At 52.5% G+C, this 24,205-nt stretch carries 19 protein-coding genes; 6 read left to right on the forward strand and 13 right to left on the reverse strand.

The window, feature by feature from the left end; genetic code table 11:
* Window positions 1-85: 85 nt before the first annotated feature.
* Both cutC and JSN25_RS18315 read right to left on the reverse strand, forming a co-directional pair.
* On the reverse strand, window positions 86-832 hold the full coding sequence (cutC, locus tag JSN25_RS18310; protein ID WP_204525220.1) for a copper homeostasis protein CutC: 747 nt from the start codon (window positions 830-832) through the stop codon (window positions 86-88).
* 2 nt (window positions 833-834) lie between these two features.
* On the reverse strand, window positions 835-1,401 hold the full coding sequence (locus tag JSN25_RS18315; protein ID WP_038641445.1) for a VOC family protein: 567 nt from the start codon (window positions 1,399-1,401) through the stop codon (window positions 835-837).
* 238 nt (window positions 1,402-1,639) lie between these two features.
* On the opposite strand from JSN25_RS18315, the gene argS reads away from it, so the two are divergent.
* The gene (gene argS, locus JSN25_RS18320) at window positions 1,640-3,373 is read left to right on the forward strand and encodes an arginine--tRNA ligase (RefSeq protein ID WP_038641447.1); all 1,734 of its coding nucleotides are present in this window, start codon (window positions 1,640-1,642) and stop codon (window positions 3,371-3,373) included.
* Window positions 3,374-3,555: 182 nt separating this feature from the next.
* Window positions 3,556-5,493: a penicillin-binding protein 2 gene (mrdA, locus tag JSN25_RS18325; RefSeq protein WP_038641449.1), complete on the forward strand. Its 1,938-nt coding sequence runs from the start codon at window positions 3,556-3,558 to the stop codon at window positions 5,491-5,493.
* Here the strand turns inward: mrdA and bglB are convergent.
* The 5 genes from bglB to flhB form a co-directional block, all read right to left on the reverse strand.
* The gene (bglB, locus tag JSN25_RS18330) at window positions 5,465-6,604 is read right to left on the reverse strand and encodes a beta-galactosidase BglB (RefSeq protein WP_204525221.1); all 1,140 of its coding nucleotides are present in this window, start codon (window positions 6,602-6,604) and stop codon (window positions 5,465-5,467) included. The genes mrdA and bglB overlap by 29 nt on opposite strands.
* Window positions 6,605-8,191, reverse strand: a complete 1,587-nt coding sequence (locus JSN25_RS18335) for an MFS transporter (protein WP_087856048.1) — start codon at window positions 8,189-8,191, stop codon at window positions 6,605-6,607.
* A gap of 261 nt (window positions 8,192-8,452) precedes the next feature.
* Window positions 8,453-8,845, reverse strand: a complete 393-nt coding sequence (gene flhE, locus JSN25_RS18340) for a flagellar protein FlhE (RefSeq protein ID WP_087856047.1) — start codon at window positions 8,843-8,845, stop codon at window positions 8,453-8,455.
* Window positions 8,845-10,923, reverse strand: coding sequence for a flagellar biosynthesis protein FlhA (gene flhA, locus JSN25_RS18345; RefSeq protein WP_006684120.1), 2,079 nt, complete (start codon window positions 10,921-10,923; stop codon window positions 8,845-8,847). Before flhA ends, flhE begins: the two co-directional genes overlap by 1 nt.
* Window positions 10,916-12,067 (reverse strand): flagellar biosynthesis protein FlhB, encoded by a 1,152-nt coding sequence (gene flhB, locus JSN25_RS18350; RefSeq protein ID WP_038641457.1) that lies wholly within the window; start codon window positions 12,065-12,067, stop codon window positions 10,916-10,918. The genes flhA and flhB overlap by 8 nt, the downstream gene beginning before the upstream one ends.
* Window positions 12,068-12,557: 490 nt before the next feature.
* Here flhB and JSN25_RS18355 point away from each other — a divergent pair, with 490 nt between their 5' ends.
* The 4 genes from JSN25_RS18355 (at window position 12,558) to JSN25_RS18370 (ending at window position 17,582) form a co-directional block, all read left to right on the forward strand.
* The gene (locus JSN25_RS18355) at window positions 12,558-13,133 is read left to right on the forward strand and encodes a fimbrial protein (RefSeq protein ID WP_038641461.1); all 576 of its coding nucleotides are present in this window, start codon (window positions 12,558-12,560) and stop codon (window positions 13,131-13,133) included.
* A gap of 79 nt (window positions 13,134-13,212) precedes the next feature.
* Window positions 13,213-13,908 (forward strand): fimbrial biogenesis chaperone, encoded by a 696-nt coding sequence (locus tag JSN25_RS18360; RefSeq protein ID WP_038641463.1) that lies wholly within the window; start codon window positions 13,213-13,215, stop codon window positions 13,906-13,908.
* Entirely contained in the window at window positions 13,908-16,436 is a 2,529-nt protein-coding gene (locus tag JSN25_RS18365) for a fimbria/pilus outer membrane usher protein (RefSeq protein ID WP_204525222.1), read from the forward strand. Before JSN25_RS18360 ends, JSN25_RS18365 begins: the two co-directional genes overlap by 1 nt.
* A gap of 186 nt (window positions 16,437-16,622) precedes the next feature.
* Complete coding sequence (locus JSN25_RS18370) at window positions 16,623-17,582, forward strand: fimbrial protein (RefSeq protein ID WP_223229514.1); 960 nt, start codon at window positions 16,623-16,625, stop codon at window positions 17,580-17,582.
* Window positions 17,583-17,632: 50 nt separating this feature from the next.
* Here the strand turns inward: JSN25_RS18370 and cheZ are convergent, their stop codons facing one another.
* From cheZ to tar, 6 genes are read right to left on the reverse strand one after another with little or no spacing between them, the layout of a single operon-like run.
* Window positions 17,633-18,277 (reverse strand): protein phosphatase CheZ, encoded by a 645-nt coding sequence (gene cheZ, locus JSN25_RS18375; protein WP_204525751.1) that lies wholly within the window; start codon window positions 18,275-18,277, stop codon window positions 17,633-17,635.
* Window positions 18,278-18,290: 13 nt separating this feature from the next.
* Window positions 18,291-18,680 carry a chemotaxis response regulator CheY gene (gene cheY, locus JSN25_RS18380; protein ID WP_038641468.1) on the reverse strand — a complete coding sequence of 130 codons (390 nt, stop codon included), beginning with the start codon at window positions 18,678-18,680 and terminating at the stop codon, window positions 18,291-18,293.
* 18 nt (window positions 18,681-18,698) lie between these two features.
* Complete coding sequence (locus JSN25_RS18385) at window positions 18,699-19,748, reverse strand: protein-glutamate methylesterase/protein-glutamine glutaminase (protein ID WP_038641470.1); 1,050 nt, start codon at window positions 19,746-19,748, stop codon at window positions 18,699-18,701.
* Window positions 19,745-20,617 (reverse strand): protein-glutamate O-methyltransferase CheR, encoded by an 873-nt coding sequence (cheR, locus tag JSN25_RS18390; protein WP_038641472.1) that lies wholly within the window; start codon window positions 20,615-20,617, stop codon window positions 19,745-19,747. The genes JSN25_RS18385 and cheR overlap by 4 nt, the downstream gene beginning before the upstream one ends.
* A 19-nt stretch (window positions 20,618-20,636) precedes the next feature.
* A complete protein-coding gene (tap, locus tag JSN25_RS18395; RefSeq protein ID WP_204525223.1) occupies window positions 20,637-22,238 on the reverse strand; it encodes a methyl-accepting chemotaxis protein IV in 1,602 nt (533 codons plus the stop codon).
* Between the two features lie 43 nt (window positions 22,239-22,281).
* A complete protein-coding gene (gene tar / locus JSN25_RS18400) occupies window positions 22,282-23,943 on the reverse strand; it encodes a methyl-accepting chemotaxis protein II (protein ID WP_204525224.1) in 1,662 nt (553 codons plus the stop codon).
* Window positions 23,944-24,205 lie beyond the last annotated feature (262 nt).

Consider the following 24,205-nt stretch of genomic DNA (forward strand, 5'->3'; position numbering starts at 1 on the left):
AAGGATAAAAAAAGGCCCCTGTTGAAATTGCAGGGGCCTGGTACGAGCAAGCATCATATTGGGCGACATGATGCAACGGTAAAAATCAGCTGGCCTGATGGCGTGCCATGATTGCTTTCATTTCAGCAACCGCCGCTCCGTCTACCGCATAGCGAGAATACTCATCCGCCTGCGTATCCGAAGACATCGACAACCCCGAATGGCGATAACGCATTGGGGAAGCCAGCCATACTCCGGCAGAACTATGGACTTCCTGCACTCCAGCATCCAGGAACAGGGACAAATTCGAGGCGCGAACCCCCGCTCCGGCCATAATGATTGGAGCACCCGCCTGCGCAATAAGTTCCATTATTTTTGTTAAACCTTGCACTGCATCTGATTTTTGCCCGGAAGTCAGTACCCTGGCGATGCCCAATTGAGAGAGTTTTTGTAGCGCATTGAGTGGGTTAGCGCACATATCAAACGCCCGATGAAAAGTGACATTCAGCGGACCGGCAGCCGCCATTATTTTTTCCATGCGCGGCATATCGACATTGCCATCCACATCTAAAATACCGGTCACCAGCCCTGGAAATCCCAGTTCTCTGACTATCGCAATATCATCCAGCATTGCCGCGAATTCACCGTCGGTATAACAAAAATCCCCTCCACGCGGGCGGATAATCGGGTTGACGGGAATAGCAACATGCTGACGAACCGAACGCAATACGCCCAGTGACGGCGTTAAGCCCCCTTCTTTGGGCGCCGAGCAAAGCTCAATGCGATCCGCGCCGTTTTGCTGCGCCGTAAGCGCGCATTCCATGCTGTAACAGCAAACTTCCAGTAAGGCCATGTTTACTCCTGTCGCTCACTTGCCACAATGGTTTCAATCGACCACGGGTGAAACTTTATCGTCACACTGCCATCGCTGACTGCCAGCGTAGGATTGGGTAATCGCTCACGCTCTCCTTTCGGTGAGCTGGTTTTCACGAAAATGCCCGGCTGACTCAAGCCTTGATCGGAAAGCAGCGCCAACGCTCGCGCATTCAGCGTTTGTGCATCACCCGGCAGGACAATCTCAATATGCTCCCAACCTTCATGTGGATAACGCTTTTCTCCCGGCCACGGTAGCTCTACGATGGAAAATGTCCAGTGCAGTACGCAAACCGGCTCATGAAGTTTGAACAGGCAAATGGGTCTGCCATTGATGATATTCTCTGACAATAGTTCACCGCACTGCTCAAACCCACGACGCCAGCGCTCTGCGGTAGTATTTTGATGGCAACGCAAAGAAATGTGATCGGCTTCAAGCGGTGTGACATCCAGACCAAGACGGGTGGAAAGTTCTGTTAACGCCTGCGTGAAATGCGGTAAATCTGCGGAAATATCATGCAGTTCTGCAACTGTTTGCCAGTTCGCCATAATAAAAGCTCATATCCATGTTCAAAGCCGCTAATTTACTCTGTTGCACTGCGCCATCCAACCGCTGTTTTTTTCAAACGCGATATGCATAATTATACGTTATTGCGTTGCTTTCATTTCCGACAGCGCACTGTACTCGCAATGCTGACGGCAACGAGCATTTGCAGTATACTCCCGCCCTAAATTCTTAAACTGGCGCGGTGAATTTTATCCCGCTTCATAAATGTAAGGTATTCCGGTGAATATTCAGGCTCTTCTCTCAGAAAAAGTCAGTCAGGCCATGATTGCTGCAGGCGCGCCTGCAGATTGCGAACCGCAGGTTCGTCAGTCAGCAAAAATACAGTTCGGTGACTATCAGGCCAACGGCATGATGGCTGTCGCTAAAAAACTGGGTATGGCGCCGCGACAACTGGCTGAGCAGGTGCTGACTCATCTGGATCTCAACGGGATTGCCAGCAAGGTTGAAATTGCTGGCCCGGGCTTTATCAATATTTTTCTCGATCCGGCATTTCTGGCGCAGCATGTTCAGCAGGCGCTGGCCTCCGATCGTCTGGGCGTAACCCAACCGGCTAAACAAACCGTTGTTGTCGACTACTCCGCGCCTAACGTAGCGAAAGAGATGCACGTGGGTCACCTGCGTTCCACCATCATCGGTGACGCTGCGGTGCGTACGCTGGAGTTCCTCGGCCACAATGTTATTCGTGCTAACCACGTCGGCGACTGGGGTACTCAGTTCGGTATGCTGATCGCATGGCTGGAAAAACAGCAGCAGGAAAACGCCGGAGAGATGGCGCTGGCTGACCTGGAAGGTTTCTACCGTGACGCGAAAAAACATTACGACGAAGATGAAGCCTTCGCAGAACGCGCCCGTAGCTATGTTGTTAAACTGCAAGGCGGCGACGAGTACTTCCGTGAGATGTGGCGCAAACTTGTCGACATTACCATGTCGCAGAACCAGTTAACTTACGACCGCCTGAACGTCACGCTGACCCGTGACGACGTCATGGGGGAAAGCCTGTACAACCCGATGCTGCCTGGTATCGTGGCCGATCTGAAGGCGAAAGGTCTGGCTGTTGAGAGCGAAGGCGCTACCGTCGTATTCCTTGATGAGTATAAGAACAAGGAAGGCGAACCGATGGGCGTTATCATTCAGAAGAAAGATGGCGGCTATCTCTACACCACCACCGACATCGCCTGCGCCAAGTATCGTTACGAAACGCTGCATGCCGACCGCGTTCTCTATTACATCGATTCCCGTCAGCATCAGCACTTGATGCAGGCCTGGACCATCGTCCGTAAAGCCGGCTATGTGCCGGATTCCGTGCCGCTGGAACACCACATGTTCGGTATGATGCTGGGCAAAGACGGTAAACCGTTCAAAACCCGTGCGGGCGGTACGGTTAAACTGGCCGATCTGCTGGATGAAGCGCTGGAACGCGCGCGTCGTCTGGTGGCTGAGAAGAACCCGGATATGCCTGCCGATGAGCTGGAAAAGCTGGCGAATGCGGTCGGTATCGGCGCAGTGAAATATGCGGATTTGTCCAAAAACCGTACCACTGACTACATCTTCGACTGGGACAATATGCTGGCGTTCGAAGGCAACACCGCGCCGTACATGCAGTATGCCTACACCCGCGTACTGTCCGTGTTCCGTAAAGCGGAAATCGACGAGAGCACGCTGGCAAATGCGCAGGTCATTATCAATGAAGATCGCGAGGCCCAGTTGGCTGCGCGTCTGCTGCAGTTTGAAGAAACGCTCACCGTCGTGGCCCGTGAAGGTACGCCGCACGTGATGTGTGCCTACCTGTACGACGTAGCGGGTCTGTTCTCCGGCTTCTACGAACATTGCCCTATCCTCAGCGCGGAGAACGAAGAGATTCGTAACAGCCGTCTGAAGCTGGCGCAACTGACGGCGAAAACCCTGAAGCTGGGTCTGGATACGCTGGGTATCGAAACCGTAGAACGTATGTAAGTACGCAATGATTGAGGCCTGAGTCTGTAACGCGGACTCAGGCCTTTTTTATTTCCGTAACAGGCTATCTGTAACAACTCACAAGGAATGACACATTTCCGTAGAGATATGGAACATTTTTTGCCTGTCATCCCGTTTGAGCCTCCGTATCATTAGGCGGCGAATTAATCGGGTACGGGTCAATGACATTCAGAGATTTTGAGGCGGAAGAAAAACTCTTCCAGCGGCGTGTGATAGTGGCCTTTGGCCTTGTGGTTATCTGTTTTGGCATCCTGATTTACAATCTCTACAATTTACAAATCTGTCAGCACCAGTATTACACCACCCGCTCGAATGCAAACGACATCAAAATGCTGCCCGTCGCCCCAACGCGAGGCATGATTTACGATCGCAACGGCATCCCGCTGGTGCGCAACGTAACCTGGTACGACATTTCCGTTACGCCTTATAAAATCAGCGATATGGATACCCTAATCAGGCAGCTAACGCCGATCGTTGACCTCACCCCGGATGACATTGACCAGTTCCGCCATGAGTTAAAATCCAGCAGCCGTTATCGCCCGGTAGTGCTAAAAAATGCGCTGACCGATGTAGAAATCGCTCGCTTCTCGGTTAACCAGTTTCGTTTCAGTGGCGTCAATATCAATAGCTATGAAGACCGCCAGTACCCCTATGGGGCCGCACTGGCGCATGTCCTTGGCTATGTTTCAAAAATCAACGACAACGATCTGAAAGCACTGGATAAAAAAGGTCTGGCAGAAAACTACGCCGCCGATCACAACATCGGCAAGCAGGGTATTGAGCACTATTACGAAAACGAACTGCATGGAAAAACCGGTTATCAGGAGGTGGAAGTCGATAACCACGGACGCATCGTCCGCTTGATCAAGGATGTGCCGCCCGTTGCCGGGAAAGATATCCATCTGACGCTGGACTTACATTTACAGCAATACATTGAGAGTCTGTTGGCGGGCCAGCGTGCGGCAGTACTGGTGGAAGATCCGCACGACGGTTCCGTGCTGGCGATGGTCTCCAATCCCAGCTATGACCCCAATCCGTTTGTCAAAGGCATCAGCTATCAGGACTATAACAAGCTGTTGCAGGATAAAGACCTGCCTTTAATCAACCGCGTCACGCAGGGGTTATACCCTCCTGCCTCCACGGTCAAACCCTACATGGCGATGTCAGCGTTACTGAACGGCGTCATCACCCCGCAGACCAGTTTCTTCGGCGCGCCCACCTGGACGCTACCCGGCACCGAGCGACATTATCGTGACTGGAAAAAAACCGGTCACGGTATGCTGGACGTCACCAAAGCGATTGAAGAATCCGCCGATACCTTCTTTTATCAGGTGGCGTATATGATGGGGATCGACCGGATTAACAGCATGCTCAGCCAGTTTGGTTACGGTAAACCGACCGGTATCGATCTTGATGAGGAGTATAACGGCCTGCTCCCGAGCCGCGAATGGAAGCAGAAAGTACATAAAAAAGCATGGTATCAAGGGGATACCATTTCTGTCGGTATCGGCCAGGGCTACTGGATTGCCACGCCGATCCAGATGGTAAAGGCTATGGTAGCGCTGATTAACAACGGCAAAGTCATCGCTCCTCACCTGCTACTCGATGAAGAAAGCGGCAAAACCCTCACGCCATACCAGGCTCCTGAACCGCCGTCGCAAATCGCCTCTGCGTCGTCACCCTACTGGGGGCTGGTGCGTCAGGCGATGTTCGGCATGGCAAATGAACCAAACGGTACCGGGTATAAGTTCTTTCACACCGCACCTTACGGCATTGCGGCGAAAAGTGGCACATCGCAGGTCTTCAGCCTGAAAGAAAATCAGACCTACAATGCGAAAATGATTCCTGTCCGTTTGCGCGACCATGTGTTTTATACCGCTTTTGCGCCCTATAAGAACCCGAAAGTCGCCGTGGCGTTAATCCTCGAAAACGGCGGCAGCGACGGTGTTACCGCCGCACCGGTCATGCGGCAAATCATGGATCATCTGTTTGCGCCGCAGGATAATGCCGCGCAAACAGAGGTGAATCAACAATCAGGTCCGTTAGCGGCAGCCCCCTCTGCCAACGAGATCAAAAATACTTACGCAAGTATTCGGTAAGGCACAGTATCGCCATGGCCTGTCCATATGGCATGGAGGTCCGCGGGATATTGCGGTAAAAATCGAGATTGTGCCCCATTCCGGTGCCAAACGAGGTGTGCATCAATTCACCTTCTGGTGAGATATGTTGCACAATGCCTCTGATGGCTTTTTCGGCCACCGCGGCATAATCTTGACCGACATAGCGTTTACGTACCGCTTTGAGGATCCCATACGCAAATCCGGCGGTAGCTGACGCTTCCAGATACGACTGCGGATCGTCCAGCAGCGTGTGCCACAATCCACTTTCATCCTGGCACCTTGCCAGCGCCGCGATTTGCGCGTGCAGGACCTGCACCAGATAGCGGCGAACGGCACTGTTTTCTGGTAAATCGAGCAGTTCGAGGAAGTCCGGGATCACGATAGTTAACCAGCTGTTACCACGCGCCCAGCGGGCGTTGGCAAAATTATGCCGCCCTTCATAGCTCCAGCCGTGGAACCACAGCCCCGTTTCTTTATCCATCAGGTTCTGCACATGCAGCAGGAACTGATAGGTTGCCTCTTCAATATATTCTGGACGGTTGAGCAACTTGCCGATTTTCGCCAGTGGCAAAACCGTCATCATCAAGGTGTCATCCCACATTTGCTGATGATTCTCTTCCGCCAGCGTAATGTGCTGCATACCGCCGAATTCAGTACGCGGCATATCATGCATGGCCCACTCAGCCCAGCTGTCGAGCCACGGCAGATACGCGGGGTTACGCGTCTCTTCATAGCGATACGCCAGCGTTAAAAACGGCGCCATAGTGTTGACGTTTTTGGTGGTCGCACCTTCAGCAAAGCGATCGGCAAACCAGCTATCGATGATATCGCGCATCGTTTCATCGCCGGTTTGCTGATAATACTGATACATCCCGTACAGGCCGACGCCGTGCGTCCACTCCCATCCCGCCCAGCCTTTGGTATCAATAACGCGGCCGTCGTCCAGACGCAGCAGGAATTCGCCTGTCTCATCATGAATATTGACCAGGTTATGCGTCACTTTTTTGATCAACGTTTTTAATTCATCCCTGGCAATAAAATGGTCTGGTTGACGCAATAACGGGCTGTGTTTAACCGGGTAAACAATCATTTACTTCACCTCTGTCAATGTCGAATTCAATGCGGCACCCTTTTCCAGTTTCGGTGCTGCTGGCTTATTACGATTCAGGTAACCAATATTGTTGTTGCCCCAAAGTGATTCATATGGCATGCCCGACAGCATCTCTACGGTCGCGCGGCCTTTGGCGGAGAGCCCTTCCGGCACGGGGCGTCCCGATGCCCGCATTTTTGCGGTCTCTTCACGCAGGGTACTGTGGGTTTGCAGGTTCAGTTTGAAACGTAAGGAAACCAGGAAACCCAGCGCCAGAACAATTAGCGTACCGCAGCTCAGAATTAACAAAATGGTATGGCTGACCGCCGCAGGTTGTACGCTGTGACCGGAGACAAAACCGGACATCTGCATGACAATCCCAACCAGCATCACCGCTCCCGCTTGTGACGCCTTACGCGTTAAGGTCATAATGCCGGCGAAGATCCCTTCCCGGCGCTGGCCGGTAATCACTTCGTCAACGTCAGCAATATAGGTGTAGGTATTCCAGGGAACATAATTGATACCGCCGCGTCCCAGACCCGCAATGGCAGAGACCAGCAGCAACAGAGAATAAACATCGCTTAACCCGGCATAGTAAAGCAGCGCATAAGAGAGAGAGCTCGCGCCAAACAGGACAACCACCATCCGGTATGATGGCGCGGGTCCAAAGCGGATACACAATGGGATCATGGCGATAACGGCAATGAACTGGAAGATAGCCATCGTTCCCAGCAGGTTTGACGCCATCGAGGCTTCCTGCATCAGCACAAACACCACATAGTAAGTAAAGACGGCGTTAAAAACGTCCTGCGCTATATAGCCGCCGAGATACATTCCTAAATGCTGGCGGAAGATTCGGATGCGCAATGTTGAACTCAGTTCAACAAACAGACGGATCATGCTTTGGCTAAAGGTCAGCTTTTTCTTCTCTTCTTCGGCTCGCAGCGCGGCTTCAGTCCACTCAGCACGTGGGCGCTCCCAGGTAAAGAACCAGACGAAAATCAGCATCAGCGCGCACAGCACAGAGAACACCAGGCTGGCGTAGAAAAAAGACACCGGGTTATCTTTGCCAAACAGCGTCAGCAGAACGCCGGGTAAGAACGAGGCCAGAATAGCTGACATTTGCGCCATCGAAATACGCGCGCCGGAAAACTTGGTTTTCTGTTTGAAGTCATCGGTCATTTCGGGCACCAGCGTTTCATAAGGCACCAGAATCATGGTGTAGACCACGTCAAAAATCAGATAGGTCAGCAGGTAGTACCAGAAACCCATGTCACCCACCCACATCAGCGAGTAGCTAAAGACGCAGGGGATCCCCAACAGAATAAAAAACTTACGGCGCCCGAAGCGTTTACCGAGCCAGGTGGAACCAAAGTTATCGGTTAAAAAACCCATTAACGGGCTAACCACGGCATCCAGCACCCTGGCGGTGGCAAAAATGAAGGTCGCCTCGATAGGCGTCAGGCCACAAAACGTAGTGTAAAAATAGAGCAGCCAGGCGGCGGTTAATGCCGTGGTGCCTGCGCCCAAAAAATCCCCCGAACCGTAGGCAAAATAGTTAACCAGTCCGATTTTACGTGTCTTCATTGCCGTTACCCCTGCACATTATTGGGAGGCCCCGCAATCCTCGCGTTGATATTGGGCGTCCTTACAGGGTCACAGTAAAAGCTAACAGGAAGTGAAACCTTTCTGTTTCTGCCAGGGATGTTCGCGAAATGGCAACAGCACAAAGAGTCCGGCAACGTATGTCACCAATTTTATAAAACAGCGTTTCTTTTTAATCAAAGCGGCGGGCTAAAATTGCGAAGCAGCCAGCAGTTTCTGCTGCTGGCCTAATGAAGGAAGGCGTTAACGATAGTTTACTATTACCTGATTGCTCTGTACTTGTAAGGCGGGGATCAGACGACCGCCGCCGGGAACTTCCCAGACAAAATACATCGGTTCGATGGCGGGAACATTATTAAACCCGTTAGTGGTGCCACTTTGCCCGTCCAGCTCGACACAGCGGGACTGAGAACATAAACGCACACGTAACCCCGCAGGGGTTGGTCCATTAAGCGCATAGCGCCACGCCACCAGGGTCATCAAACCCGAGACGGGCTGACTGGGAACCAGAGGTGCGGACGAGGCTGATTGACCACGATGGTTTAAGGTGATGCCCATTCCGCTCGCCTGCCATGCCCCTTCTCCGGCCGCCTGCGCCACCAAAGGAAAAAGCAACAGCCACAGTAAGTTACGCATTATTTACCTCCAATGGTCGCCGTCATACGAATATGGCGGTTATCGGAAAGCTCCATGTTCGATAACACCACCAGTTGCGGTATGCTGCGGCGTAAAAAGCGTGCCAGTAACGGGCGCAACGCGTGATTAACCAGCAATACCGGCGGCGCACCCAACATTTCCTGGCGGGAGAGCGCTTCCTGAGTTTGGGCCAGCAGCCGGTCTGCCAGACCAGGCTCCAGACCGCCGCCGCCCTGTAATGCTTGCAGCAGCAAACGTTCAAGCGGGGTGTCCAGACCAATAACCTGAACCTCTTCATTACCCGGGAACCATTGCTGGGTGATGGCGCGCCCCAGCGCAACGCGGACTACCGCAGTAAGCTCATGCGGATCGTTTTGCAGCGGCGCATGTTCAGCCAGCGTTTCGAGAATGGTGCGCATATCGCGAATCGGTACTTTTTCGTCCAGTAAGTTCTGCAACACTTTGTGCAGTGTGGTCAGCGTCACAACCCCAGGGACCAGATCTTCTGTCAGTTTTGGCATCTCCTGTGAGACGCGGTCCAGTAGCTGTTGCGCTTCCTGACGCCCGAACAGCTCAGCGGCAAACTGACCAATCAGGTGATTCAGATGCGTAGCGACAACGGTACTGGCTTCAACCACCGTAAAGCCCTGAATCTGCGCCTGTTCCTTCAATGCGCTCTCAATCCAGATAGCGTCCAGACCGAAAGCCGGATCGACCGTTTTCTCTCCCGGCAACGAACCTGCCGCCGTCCCCGGGTTAATAGCCAGCCAACGTCCGGGATAGGCGTCCCCGCTGCCGATTTCCACCCCTTTCATCAGAATGCGATAGCGGGCGGGTTGCAGATCCATATTGTCACGAATGTGGACCACCGGCGGCAGGAAGCCCATATCCTGGGCAAATTTCTTACGAATACTGCGAATTCGCCCCAGTAGCTCGCCATCCTGCTGAAAATCCACCATTGGGATCAGGCGATAACCCACCTCCATTCCCAGTGAATCCTCCAGTTGCACATCGTTCCAGGTGGCTTCCACCACAGAGTTATTTTCCGGCATTTTTACCGGCTGAGGTTCAGCAGGCGCTTTGAGTTCGCGACCACGCATCCACCAGGCCAGGCCGAGTAATGCGGCGGTAAACATCAAAAATACCAGGTTTGGCATACCAGGTACCAGGCCCAGCAAACCCAGCACCGCTGCACTAAGCAGCATAACGCTTGGATTACTGAACAGTTGGGTCACCATCTGTTCGCCTACATCCTGGTCGGTACTCACGCGGGTCACGATAACACCCGCCGCCGTTGAGATAACCAGCGCGGGGATCTGCGCGACCAGGCCGTCACCGATAGTCAGCAAGGTATAACTTTCCGCGGCGCTGCCCATGCTCATACCATGCTGTAGCACCCCGACCAACAGGCCGCCAACCACGTTGATAACCATGATCAAAATACCGGCGATGGCATCTCCGCGTACGAATTTACTCGCACCATCCATCGAACCGTAGAAGTCCGCTTCCTGCGTCACTTCCGAACGGCGTTTTTTGGCTTCATCTTCGCCAATCAGTCCGGCATTTAAGTCGGCATCAATCGCCATCTGCTTGCCGGGCATACCATCCAGCACGAAGCGTGCGCCAACTTCAGCGATACGACCGGCGCCTTTGGTAATAACCATAAAGTTAATGATGACGAGAATAACGAAAACCACGATCCCGATGGCAAAGTTACCGCCCACCAGGAAGTGGCCAAAGGCTTCAACCACCTTCCCCGCCGCGGCCGCACCGGTATGTCCTTCCATCAAAATGATACGCGTCGACGCGACGTTCAGGGCCAGGCGCAATAATGTGGTGAACAGCAAAATCGTCGGGAATGCAGCAAACTCAAGCGTGCGCTGTGTAAACATCGCCACCAACAGCACCATGATCGACAGCGCAATATTAAACGTGAACAGCAGATCGAGGATGAAAGCCGGCAGCGGCAGCACCATCATCGACAGGATCAGCAGAATGAGGATCGGCCCGGCAAGGATTTGCCATTGCGTGGATTTGAGGTTGCCGGGCAGGCGCAGCATCGCGACCAGATTAGCCATCAGTATTCTTCTCGTTCAGGAAATCCAGTGCGTCAGGCACCGGAAGGTTTTCAGGTTGTGGTGGCGGATTGCCGCCTGCCAGACGCCAGCGTTTTAACTGCCATACCCATGCCAGCACTTCGGCGACGGCGGCATATAATTGCCCCGGTATTTGCTGACCAATCTCTGCATGACGATATAACGCACGCGCCAGTGGTGGTGCTTCTAGCGTGGGGACACGATGCTCGGCGCCAATCTCACGAATGCGTAACGCCACCAGCCCCGCGCCTTTGGCAACAACTTTCGGCGCGCTCATTTTGTTCTCGTCATACTGCAACGCCACCGAGTAGTGCGTGGGGTTGGTCACAATGACGTCCGCTTTCGGTACATCCGCCATCATGCGACGCTGTGCCGCCGCGCGCTGCATTTGGCGTATTTTGCCCTTAACGTGCGGGTCACCTTCGCTTTGCTTAAATTCGTCACGGATATCCTGACGCGACATGCGCAGCTTTTTCAGATGGCTATAAATCTGGAAAAAAACGTCGAACCCGACCATGGGAATGACGCCCAGCACCACCAACAGTGCGCACATACCGACTAAATCCAGGGCATTGCCCATCGCCGTAATCGGTGATTCCGCCATCAGCCGCATCATCGCCGGCCAGTTATGCCAGAGATAAAATCCGGCCACGCTTCCCACTAACGTGGACTTCAGTATCGCTTTGAGTAGTTCGGCACCGGTTTGCGCGGAAAACATGCGTTTAATGCCTGGCAGCGGATTCAACTTAGAGAACTTGGGTTGCAGAGATTTACCACTGAAGATCAAGCCACCAAGCATCACGGGTGAGATCAATGCCACCAGAACGACGCCAGTAATCAACGGCAACAGCGCAATCATCGCGTCTTTAATCAGCAGGATGATTTGGCTGAGGATCAGATTGGGGTCATTGACCATACTGTGGTCAAACCGTAGCCCAGCCGACAGCATGCCAGCCAGTCTGCGGGCCAGCGACTCCCCACCAATCCAGATAATGCACACTCCCACCAGCAAAATAAGCAGTGAAGTCAGCTCTTTGGATCGGGGGATCTGCCCTTCCTCCCGTGCTTTTTCAAGTCGGTGGGGTGTGGGGGCTTCTGTTTTGTCGTCGTCGCTTTCTTCTGCCACAGTACGTGCTCGTTACCCATTACGTCTGACTTATCATGCCAGCATGGTCCGTAAGCAATGGCGAGAAAAAACCGCGCAATCATGCTCTTTTCGGGGTTTACCCGGCGGATAGATCCTGCGCAATACCGTCTCATCGCGGCTAAAATCGCCATCACAGCATAATATTTATTAATTTGTGAATTAAGAAACATTAAAAAAAGACGAACATAACTCTGTTAACAGAACAAAATCGAATAAAAAAATAGCAATTCCGCCTAAGTTTTAGAAGAAAGCAATATAAGAAATACTTAACATAATCACATTATATATCATTCCCTTCAGACTCAATAATAAAATAAAAAATCATAAGCTTTAATTATAACCCACTTAACCCCGCCCTACTCCACAACGATTAAACCTCATGTATACTGGCGGCCGAATAATATTACCGTTGAGCTACGCCCATATTTTTATGGAATAAAATATTAACACTTACAGGGATTATCAAATCATGAAGATGAAGAAAAGCGCTGTATTTTTTGCTCTGCTGTCAGCATATTCATTTAATGTATTAGCCGCAGAAATGAATGCAGGGACGATTCATTTTACCGGAGAAATTATTGAACCAAGTTGTGTCATTGATGGAGATGATGGTACGGACAGTACTATACCGCTGGGTACGTGGCCGACATCATTATTTACCACTGTAGGTACAGAAACAGATCTTGTCGATGTCGATATAAAACTGACTGACTGTCCGGTGACGACTGAAGGTCTGACTTCCGTGCAGTTAACCTTTAATGGCCCTACCGCATTAACCAAGTCCAATACGCTTCTTGACGTCAGTCAGATCACGACCGCAGGAGAGACGGCAGCTACCGGAGTGGGTATTGCACTTAGCCCGATCAACTCACCAACAACATTGTTGGCCTTCGATGGTTCAGAGGGGCAAGTTTATATTCCGCTATCAACAGAGTCCACCGATACCATTCAGGCTCACCTTCAGGCTCGCTATAAATCGTTCGCAAAAGAAGTCACCGCTGGCCCGGCTGATGCGGATATGACAATTAATATTTTATATCGCTAACACTTTCTATTTTTACGCCTGGAATACTTCCAGGCGCTTAATACCATCGATAATATTTAACCTATTACGGGTCCATTTTATGCGCATCCTTATTATGGTGGCATTATTCCCTCCTCTCTTTTACTCGTGTTTTTGTCCGGCGAGTGGAATTCAGGTTGGCCGCACACGGATTATTTTTGACGCTAACAAAAAAGAGGTCGCGCTGGCGCTGACTAATACTGACACGCAACTGCCATGGTTAATTCAGTCGTGGACCGATACGGGGGATGAGAAGACGCGCGGACCTTTTATCGTTACCCCGCCGCTTTTTCGCCTCAACGCGCAAAAAGAGCAGAGCCTGCGTATCACCTGGAACGGCACGCCACTGCCAGAGAATAAAGAATCGCTGTTTTATATGAACGTGCGCACTATTCCGGCTACCGCCAAAGAAAATGAAAGTAAAAATATTCTTCGGCTAATCTATAAAACCCGTCTCAAACTGCTCTGGCGCCCTAAAAATATTACGGGTTCACCGGCACAAAGCTGCGAGAAGTTACAGTTTGTGCGTTCAGGTAACCAGTTACAGGTAACGAATAATAACGCCTTCTATACGGTTTTCGATAGCTTACACTTGGGCGCAGTTTCACTTCCGAAGGCGGATATGGTGGCACCTTTCAGCACCGCCACTTTCCCGCTGCCCGTGCAAGCTAACGGTGATCAGGTTACCTGGCATTGCATTACCGACTACGGAAATGCCTCGCAACAATACTCGGCCCCGTTGAGCAAGGGGGGTTAATGTTGCGACGTTCTACGTTTGCTCCTTCGAGGCTGTCGCTGCTAATCCGCGGTCTTCTCAGCATTGCATTTGTCGTTTCAGGCCATGCTTTCGCACGGGAATATTCCTTTTCCTCTTCATCACTGGAGGGCAACGAACTCTCGCAACAGGATATCGATTTGTCGCTTTTCTCCCGCGAAAATGCGCAACTGCCCGGTACCTGGCCTTCGCGGCTACAGCTCAATAAGACGTTGCTGGGTGAAGAACCGGTTACCTATACAAGTGCCACAGATGGTACGCTTCAGGCACAGTTCACGCCGGAAATGCTGCGCCACTGGGGCGTTAGAATTGAGAACTATCCAGCACTTGCGGATGCGCCAGCGAATGTACCTCTCCCACACCCTCTGGGGTATTACATCCCGCAAGCCTCATCATCGCTCGACTTTTCCACGATGACGCTCAATATCAGCATGCCGCAGGCCGCCATTGCGAATCCGGCCAGGGATGGTATTGACCCGTCACTGTGGGATGACGGCGTACCGGTTCTGTTTACGGATTACAGTTATTCAGGTTCACAGACCCGTGACGGTAACCATAATACCTCTGACAGCCAGTACCTCAATCTGCGTAGTGGTCTTAACCTGGGCGGGTGGCGGGTACGCAACTATTCTACCTGGAGCAAATCTGAAAGCATCAATGCCTGGGATGCCATTAATACCTATCTGCAGCATGATATTGATGTGCTACGCAGCCAGTTTACCGCGGGTGAAAACAGCACCCGTGGCGATGTCTTCGACAGTATTCAGTACACAGGTGTAAATCTGGCCTCCGATGACGAAATGTTACCGTTTAGCCAGCGTGGCTACGCGCCCGTTGTACGCGGGATCGCCAGTTCAAATGCGGAAGTCTCCATCCGGCAAAATGGCTATTTGATCTACCAGCAAAACGTTGCCCCGGGGGCTTTTGAGATTTCCGATCTCTACTCGACAACCAACAGCGGCGATCTGGATATCACGGTAAAAGAAGCCGACGGCACAGAGCATCATTTTACCCAACCTTACTCCAGCACCGCCGTGATGTTACGTCCCGGCAGGATAAAATACGAAGTCACCGCGGCCCGTTACCGGGCTGCCAGCAGCAGCGACGAGAAAGAACCCGAATTCGCCCAGGCCAGTTTTATCTACGGTTTGAACAATGCCGCAACGCTGTTCGGCGGAGTCACCTCTTCTGGTGATTATCAGGCTGCGAACGCCGGGATCGGTATAGCACTGGGCGAGTTGGGCGCCCTTTCGGCTGACGTCACGGCCGCCAGAGCCACGCTGGATAATGATCAAACAAGTTCCGGGCAGTCGTATCGCCTGCTTTACTCGGGCAAGATCGAGCGTACCGCCACCAACTTCACGCTCGCCAGCTATCGCTATTCTACGCAGGGCTATTACAGCTTCAGTGATGCCAATAAGAAATACAGCGGTAATGAAGATGACCTGATGTTCAGCTATAACAAACGCAACCGAATTCAGGCCAGCATCAGCCAAACATTGCTGGGCAGCAGCATCTACCTGAACGGTTATCAGCAGGACTACTGGGGAACCTCAGAAACTGAACGCAGCCTGTCTGCCGGAGTAAATACGACAATAAATGGGATTAGCTATCATCTGACTTATACCTACAGTAAAACCAGCGATCGACAAGACGATCAGATGCTCGCCTTTGGACTCAGCGTGCCTCTCAGCCGCTGGTTGCCCAACGCATGGTCGACCTATAACGTCAGCAGCAGCAAACATGGCTATACCCGCCATAATATCGGCTTGAACGGCACGCTACTTGACGATCAGCGTCTGAGCTATTCCCTGCAGCAAAGCCACAGCAATCACGACGGCGAAGATACCAGCAGTCTGTACAGCAGCTACCGCTCGCAATACGCCAGTTTGAACGCCGGCTATTACACTTCATCGGACCGCTCGCAACAGTTGAATCTGGGTGCCAGCGGCGCGATTGTCGCCCATCCTCACGGCATCACCTTTTCTCAACCATTGGGCGATCAGTTTGCCATAGTCTCTGCTCAAGGGGCAAAAGGCATCCGCTTTCAGAATCAGCGCGGTGTCCGCACCGACTGGCAGGGTAATGCTGTCATCCCCTCCCTGACGCCGTATCAGAAAAACAGCATCCGAATTGATACCACCAGTCTGCCGGATGATGTTGATACCGATGCAACTGCCACAACTGTCATTCCAAGCCGTAGCGCAGCGGTGGCGGCAAACTTTGTCGCGCACATCGGTTATCGGGCGCTTCTCCATCTCACCAATGCCAGGGGACAAGTGATTCCTTTCGGTGCAATGGTCTCCGTCGATAATGCCTCAATTCTCGGCATCGTTGATGATACCGGCACCGTCTACCTCGCAGGGGTTCCGGCGACCTTTCCGATAACCATTCAATGGGGTAAGGCTCGTGAACAACAATGCCATGCCAGCGTGGTCCTCCCTGAGCCCGAACACGCTGCGAATCTCGCAGGGATTCTCTCTACTCAGGCCATTTGCAAACAGGAATAATATATGCGCCACATTTTTGCGGTCGTATTGACCTCGGTTCTCTTTATATTGCCAGCCTCAGTCCAGGCTGCGATAACGCTATTATCAAATTGCTTTGGAGCATCTGCTGACTATTCAGTGTCATATGAGCATGAACTCAGCAGCACAGAAAATAACACAAATTATTCATACTTAACGGGGAGCTACATGCCAGGTACCGGGCCTGAGATCGAAGCCAATTGCACATGTCCCGCCAATACCACATCAGCATCGATGATTTATGAATACAACTTCGCCGGTAGTCCGCTGACGGCAGGCGTCAGTGGATACGGAGTCTTAACAGAGAACCTGGATATCAAGGTTTCGGGATTTAACGACGCTATCGACAATCCCGATGGCATGGGGTTAAGTGAGATCAAAATCACCGAGTACCCGACCCCAATCGGCAATATGGGCAGTCAAAAGGCAGACCAAAAACTTTCGGAAGGGACGGCAGATGTCTGTAACAACGAAACGCGACCGACCGGTGGCGCAACGGTCAAACGAAAGTTCAAGCTCAGCGTGATTCGCTTTTATCTGTACATTAAAAAACCGATATTGGGTGAAGAGATCATCGACCCCACGCTGGTTGTGCAAAGCTATGCCTGTCTGTATACAGGAAATGGTTCATGCCGCAACACCGATGCTCAACTGGTGTCCAATATCTGGCTGAGCGGTAAGCTTACCGCCCCTCTCAGTTGTACGATTAATGCTGGAAGCACCATTGAGGTTGATATGGGGAGTATTATCAGCAGTCAGTTTGTTAACCAGGGTCAACCGCCAAAAGGCTATACGCTGAAAGATGTCGATATCGCCTACCATTGTGACGGCCCCGCCATCAGCAACAGCGACAAGATTAAGCTGACGTTGACCGCCGATCAGGGCGTGGTAGAGGGTAGTCAGTCCTACATCGCCAAACTGATTGGCAGAAACGATCTCGGTATCAGAATGTTTGATGCAAATAATCAGAACGTAGTACTGGATGGTTCTGTGGACTTTCCGGTTACGCTGGATGAACAGGGAAATGGCATAATTAACATGACGGCCGCGCCGGTCTCTACCACCGCCAGCCGCCCGGAACCAGGAAGCTTTGAAGGCAACATGACCGTTAAAATGGATTTACGCTGAGAACTTTCCCCTCAGACCTACTCTGCGGCCTGAGGGGACTCGCGCAACAATCAGAACCCGAGACTATCCAGCAGGTCGTCAACCTGATCCTGACTTGCCACCACGCCGGCTTTTGAGGTGTCAACCTGTGGGCCGTTCAGCAAGCTTTCGTTTTCACGTTTTGGACGAGCGCCCTGCTCCGGAATGTTTTCCAGCAGAACCATCAGCAGCTGACGTTCAATCTCCTGGATAACATCCATCATACGCTTGATGACCTGACCGGTGAGGTCCTGGAAATCCTGCGCCATCATGATGTCTAACAACTGGGCATTGGTGAAGCTGGTATGTCCGGGCACGTCACCAAGAAACTGACGGGTGTCGGTGACCAGCTCCCGGGCGTCAGACAGCTCGATCGGATTGTCGAACCATTCATCCCAGCGTTTTGTCAGCTCTTTGGCCCCTTTTTCCATCGCGTCCTGGTGCGGTTGCGAAGCTTCCACGCTGTTCAGCGCGCGCTCTGCCGCCTGTGCAGTCATTTGCACAACGTAATCGAGACGATCGCGGGCATCGGGAATCGCTTCCGCCGCTTCGGCAATAGCCTGATCCAGCCCCAGTTCGCGCAGGCTGTCGCGCAGCATTCGGGTCAAACTGCCGATGCGCGCGATGATGTCCCCTGCTGAGTGTTCGTCAGCAGGTTTAATTTGTGGTTGCATCATCATTATCACACCCTCACATGCCCAGTTTCTCAAAGATCTTATTGAGTTTTTCTTCCAGCGTCGCCGCCGTAAACGGTTTAACGACATAACCACTGGCGCCTGCCTGTGCTGCCGCAATAATGTTTTCTTTCTTCGCTTCTGCCGTGACCATCAGCACTGGCAGGGAAGACATTCCGCCATCTGCACGAATGGTTTTCAGCAGTTCCAGGCCGTCCATATTCGGCATGTTCCAGTCGGAAATGACAAAACCGAATCCCCCAGTCTGCAGCTTATTCAGCGCATCCACGCCGTCTTCCGCCTCTTCAACATTGTTGAACCCCAGCTCTTTGAGCAGGTTACGCACGATGCGACGCATGGTGGAAAAGTCATCCACAACCAAAAACTTAAGCTCTTTATCCGCCATAAAAAATAGACTCCTGATTCAAATACGTATTGCCTGTCCGGCACTGATTTTCGCCAGCATTTGCTGGCTTACCTGGCTAAGATCGACCACTTCGCTTACGCCACCCATATTGATGGCCTCGCGCGGCATGCCGAACACCACACAACTTGCTTCATTTTGCGCAATGGTCCAGGCGCCAGCCTGGTTCATCGCTAACATTCCGGCGGCGCCGTCGTTACCCATGCCGGTCAGGATCACTCCCACCGCATTACGCCCCGCATGTTTTGCCACCGAATGGAACAGCACATCCACTGAAGGCCGGTGCCGGTTAACCGGCGGGCCGTCATGAATTTTGATTTGGTAGTTCGCGCCGCTACGCGCCAGCTCCATATGTTTGTCACCGGGCGCAATATACGCATGCCCCGGGAGAACGCGTTCCCCGTCTTCGGCTTCTTTCACCGTGATCTGACACAGTTTGTTCAGACGTTCGGCGAACGAGCGGGTAAATCCTGGCGGCATATGCTGGGTGATAAGAATACCTGGACTTGAAAGCGGCAATGGCTGGAGTACATGGCGAATTGCCTCTGTTCCTCCGGTTGAGGCGCCAATCACCAGCAATTTTTCCGAACTGAGTAATGGCCCTGCTTTCAAGGTCGTTGGTGCTGCCATGGGTTTATGAGCCGCCAGTTTTGCCCGCGACGCAGTGCGGATCTTCTCCGCGATCATTTCGCTGTAGGCCAGCATCCCTTCACGGATCCCCAACTGCGGTTTAGTGACAAAATCAATCGCCCCCAACTCCAGCGCCCGCAACGTGACCTCTGAACCTTTACCGGTCAGAGAAGAGACCATGACGACCGGCATCGGACGCAGACGCATCAACTTCTCAAGAAAGTCGAGACCGTCCATGCGCGGCATCTCCACATCCAGCGTCAGTACGTCGGGATTGTATTTTTTGATTAAATCCCGGGCGACCAACGGATCTGGCGCCGTCGCCACCATTTCCATATCACTGTGGCTGTTAATAATTTCGGTCATGATTTGACGCATCAATGCAGAATCATCAACCGACAACACCCTGATTTTACTCATGCTTTATCCTTACCTGGCGCATGCGCATACACGGTCTGTCCACGCAGGCTAAACTCGCGCACGAGGTTGCTAAAGTTTTCTGAATGACCTGCAAACAGCAGCCCATCTGGTTTAAGAAGTGGAACAAAACGGTGCAAAATGTCCTGTTGCGTCGTTTTATCGAAGTAGATCATTACGTTACGGCAAAATATGGCATCGAAGGGCCCAGGCACGTTGTACTGCTTATCCAGTAAATTCACGCTGGAAAATTCAACATGCCCCGCCAGTTCCTGCCGGACGCGTACCAGCCCTTCATGCGGTCCGGTGCCGCGCATGAAATAACGCTGCAACTGCTGGGGTGACAGCGTCTTTAGCTCATCAAGGCGGTAAATACCGCTTCTCGCCTTTTCCAGCACTTCGGTATCAATGTCGCTGGCAAAAACACGCCAGCGGCCCGGCGCCATACCTAAGGTATCGGCGAGCGTAATGGCGATGCTGTACGGCTCTTCTCCGGTTGACGCCGCCGCGCTCCAGACGCGGTATTCACCGCTACGCCGACGAGCATGATCCGACAGCACCGGAAAATGATGCCCTTCGCGAAAAAACGCGGTCAGGTTGGTGGTCAGAGAATTAATAAAAGCCTGCCACTCAGCACTGTTCTGGTTAGCTTCCAGCATGCTGAGATAGCGACCAAAGTCATCCAGACCCAGGGTTCGCAGGCGGCGGACCAGGCGGTTATAAACCATGTCCCGCTTATGGTCGGCCAGTACGATCCCCGCACGCTGGTAGATTAATTGACATATCCGACGAAAATGCGCGTCAGACAGCGCGAGGCGCTGTGTCATCTGTAACAATAATGACGTTTGCCCGGAGGGCAGAGATGATGTCATAGCGCCTTCTCAATCACATTCAGGATACAACGGGCACAACCTGCGGTTGCGCCAACTCTTGTTTTGCTACGTTTTGCTCTTCAAGCTTAAAAAATGCGACACAGGCAGAAAGATGATCGGCCTGCGTGGCGAGTTGTCCGGTGGCGGATGCGGCTTCTTCCACCAGCCCGGCGTTTTGCTGCGTCACGGAGTCCATCTGGCTGACGGCCTGCGCCACCTGTTCAATACCTCTGCGCTGTTCATCAGACGCCGAGGCAATCTCCCCCATGATGTCGTTCACCCGGGTCACAGAGCTGACAATTTCTGTCATCGTGCGCGCCGCCATATCGACCAACTGCGATCCCTGATGAACCCGGGTGACAGATTCCTCAATCAGTCCCTTAATTTCCTTTGCTGCCTGTGCGCTCCGGCTGGCCAGATTGCGCACTTCTCCAGCAACAACGGCAAAACCGCGCCCCTGTTCCCCCGCTCGGGCAGCCTCTACAGCGGCATTCAGCGCCAGGATATTGGTCTGAAAGGCAATGCTGTCAATCACCCCGATAATGTCGCCAATTTTCTGCGAGCTGGCGGAAATCTCATGCATAGTACTGGCGACCCGCGACGTCTGTTCGCCACCTTTATGGGCTGTGTCTGCCGCACTTTTAGCAATTCCTGAAGCCTGGCGCGCGTTATCCGCATTCTGCCCAACGGTGGCAGTGAGTTGTTCCATACTGGCGGCCGTTTGCGCCAGTGCAGCCGCCTGCTGTTCAGTTCGTGAAGACAAATCGTTATTGCCCATCGCGATCTCTGAAATGCCGCTGTGCATGGCTGAGCTACCCTGGCGAACTTCACTCACCGTTTCACGCAGCGCCTGCTGCATCTTCTTCAGGCTGGCAAAAATGGCCGAGATCTCATTGCGACCATAAACTGCTACCGGCCGTGCCAGGTTACCCGCGGCAATGCTGTCGAAATGGCTACCGATAATCGCCAGCGGCTGGACAATCATCTTGCGCGACCAGTACAACGCCGCACTGGTTAACAGCACCGCCAGTACCACCATGACGGCGAAAATCACCCCCGACATATGATAATTTCGCTGGTTGAGATCCCCTGCTGTTTGCAACACGCGGTCGATGTTGCTCTGCCACGCGTTAACATTCGCATCAAAAGCAGCCTGCGAAGCCTGCACCGGCGCGGTCAGAAAATCTGACAATTGGTTGTTCTCAAGCCAGGTTGCCTGATGAACCAGATCGCTGTGCCATTGGCTAAAGCTTTTCTCCGTCGCGCCAATCAGCGCCTTCTCTTCTTCTGTGGTATCCGACGTCGCCATAAAGCGTTTAAACATTGACTCGGACTGCGCCAGGCTATCGCGCGCAAGCGTCATCAAGGCTTTGATATCCTCTGGCGGATAGCTCAGTGCAGTCAGCGTTCCTGCCTTATTAAGGGCCGTACTGGCCTGTAATAACACAGCGCGGGTTTGGGCCAGCGCAGCGCGTTGTTGGTTACTCCGTTCGACCTGATTCAGGTTTTGAAAACCGTCCCGAAATGCCCAGAAGGACAAGCCATTACTGCCAATCTGCAAAACACCGCAGAGGATTAAAATCAAAAACAGCGTGGTCGAAATTCGAATACGATTAAACATCAACGCTCCCATCGGGCGGCGCAGGCCGCGGTTTAACTACCAGTCAAAATGTTTCCCAATTCGTATCTTGTTCACTATTCTGGCGCGGAGATGATGCAGTCGCATTCGCCGCCGCAGGTAACCGTGTGTCACGGGGTTTAGCCGACGTCGGACGTGACGCGAGACGGAAAATCGACACCGACTGGGTTAAGCGACTGGCCTGTTCTTCGAGCGCTGCCGCTGCGGCGGCCGATTCCTGAACCAGCGAGGCGTTCTGTTGCGTCACACGATCCATTTCAGATACTGCGAGCGCAACCTGATCTATCCCGCGGCTCTGTTCGTCTGAAGCGGAGGCGATTTCCCCCATAATGTCGGTCACCCGCGTCACCGCATTGACGATGTCATTCATGGTTTCCCCGGCGCTCTCTACCAGGACAGAACCGGTATCCACTCGGGAAACAGAGTCTTCAATCAATGCTTTGATCTCTTTCGCCGCCTGCGCACTACGGCTCGCCAGATTACGCACTTCGCCTGCGACCACGGCAAAACCGCGCCCTTGCTCACCGGCACGCGCCGCTTCAACCGCCGCATTCAGTGCGAGAATATTGGTCTGGAAAGCAATGCCATCGATGACGCTGATGATGTCGGCAATTTTCTTCGAGCTATCGGCAATTTCATGCATGGTGTTCACCACGCGATCAACCACTTTGCCGCCATGTTGTGCGGTATCAGAGGCGCTTTTCGCCAATTGAGAAGCCTGACGCGCGTTATCCGCGTTTTGCTTCACGGTTGCGGTCAGTTGTTCCATGCTGGCGGCGGTCTCTTCCAGCGCAGATGCCTGTTGTTCTGTACGGGATGAAAGATCGGTGTTACCACTGGCAATTTCGCTGGTACCGGAATAAATCGCATCAGAACCTTCACGTACCAGGGTGACGGTTTCCGTCAGCGAACGCTGCATATGGTCAACCGTACTGGCCAGCTCACCAATTTCGTTACGTCCGTGGACCGTCAACGTCGCGGTTAAATTACCGCTGGCGATCTCACGGATATGAGCAATAACGCGCGCCAGAGGGTTGAGCAAGGTATGACGGATGCCGTACCACACCACCACCAGAATCAGCACCAGCACCACGGCCAGAATGCCGAGCTGCCATTGGGCGAAGTGGTAATCACGCGCGCTTTGATCGAACGCCTGAACGTAAAGCTTCTCGCTAACGCTGGCATACTTGCCCAACGCCTCGCCGAGCGCGTTTTGCATTCCCTGAGTAGGTTGCGCGAAATAGGCGTCCATATTGCCGTTTTCCAGAAACTGGACCAGTTCTGATAAGGCCGCATGGTACTGCTGATACTTCTCATCAACGTTGCCGCTGGCTTCTGCCATCTCCGGCAACGGCGTGATGTTTTTAAATTTTGCGTAATGCGTTTCTGCCTGCGCCAGCGATGCTTTCGCATTCTTTAGCAGATCGTTTTTCGCGCTGCTTTGCTGATTGGACGCATCCATCATCATACGCGCGGAAGAACGGCTTAAATTAATTCGTGTTTGCAGCATCAGATCCCATGTCGAGGTGAGTTCGCTTTGCTGCTGTCGAAGATCGTTAGAAATAACAAAACTTTGCTGATTCTGCTGCAATGAAGAAAACAACAGACCACCGGAAACAAGCTGTAGCAGTGCGAAAACCCCCAGCACCATCATCAGCATTGTGACAACGCGGATACGGTTAAACATAAGGCACCTTCCTGAAAACGAGTTATCAACGTTATCGGCACTCGCTGAGATAACTTTACGTTTGCGCAAGGGAAATACGGGAGGGAAATACAGTCAGGCAGAACCACTGAGCAGCAGTTGAACAGCCACCACAAGTCATTCACATAAAAACATCATAATTATCATGTAAATAACATTCATATTTGCCTGTTTTTAAGGTCAGATGAGAACAATCATGCACTTTTTCGTGATTCAGATCACATATCCTCTTCCTAAATACCAC

The sequence above is a fragment of the Citrobacter cronae genome (genome assembly GCF_016893685.1).
Taxonomy (GTDB): Bacteria; Pseudomonadota; Gammaproteobacteria; order Enterobacterales; family Enterobacteriaceae; genus Citrobacter; species Citrobacter werkmanii.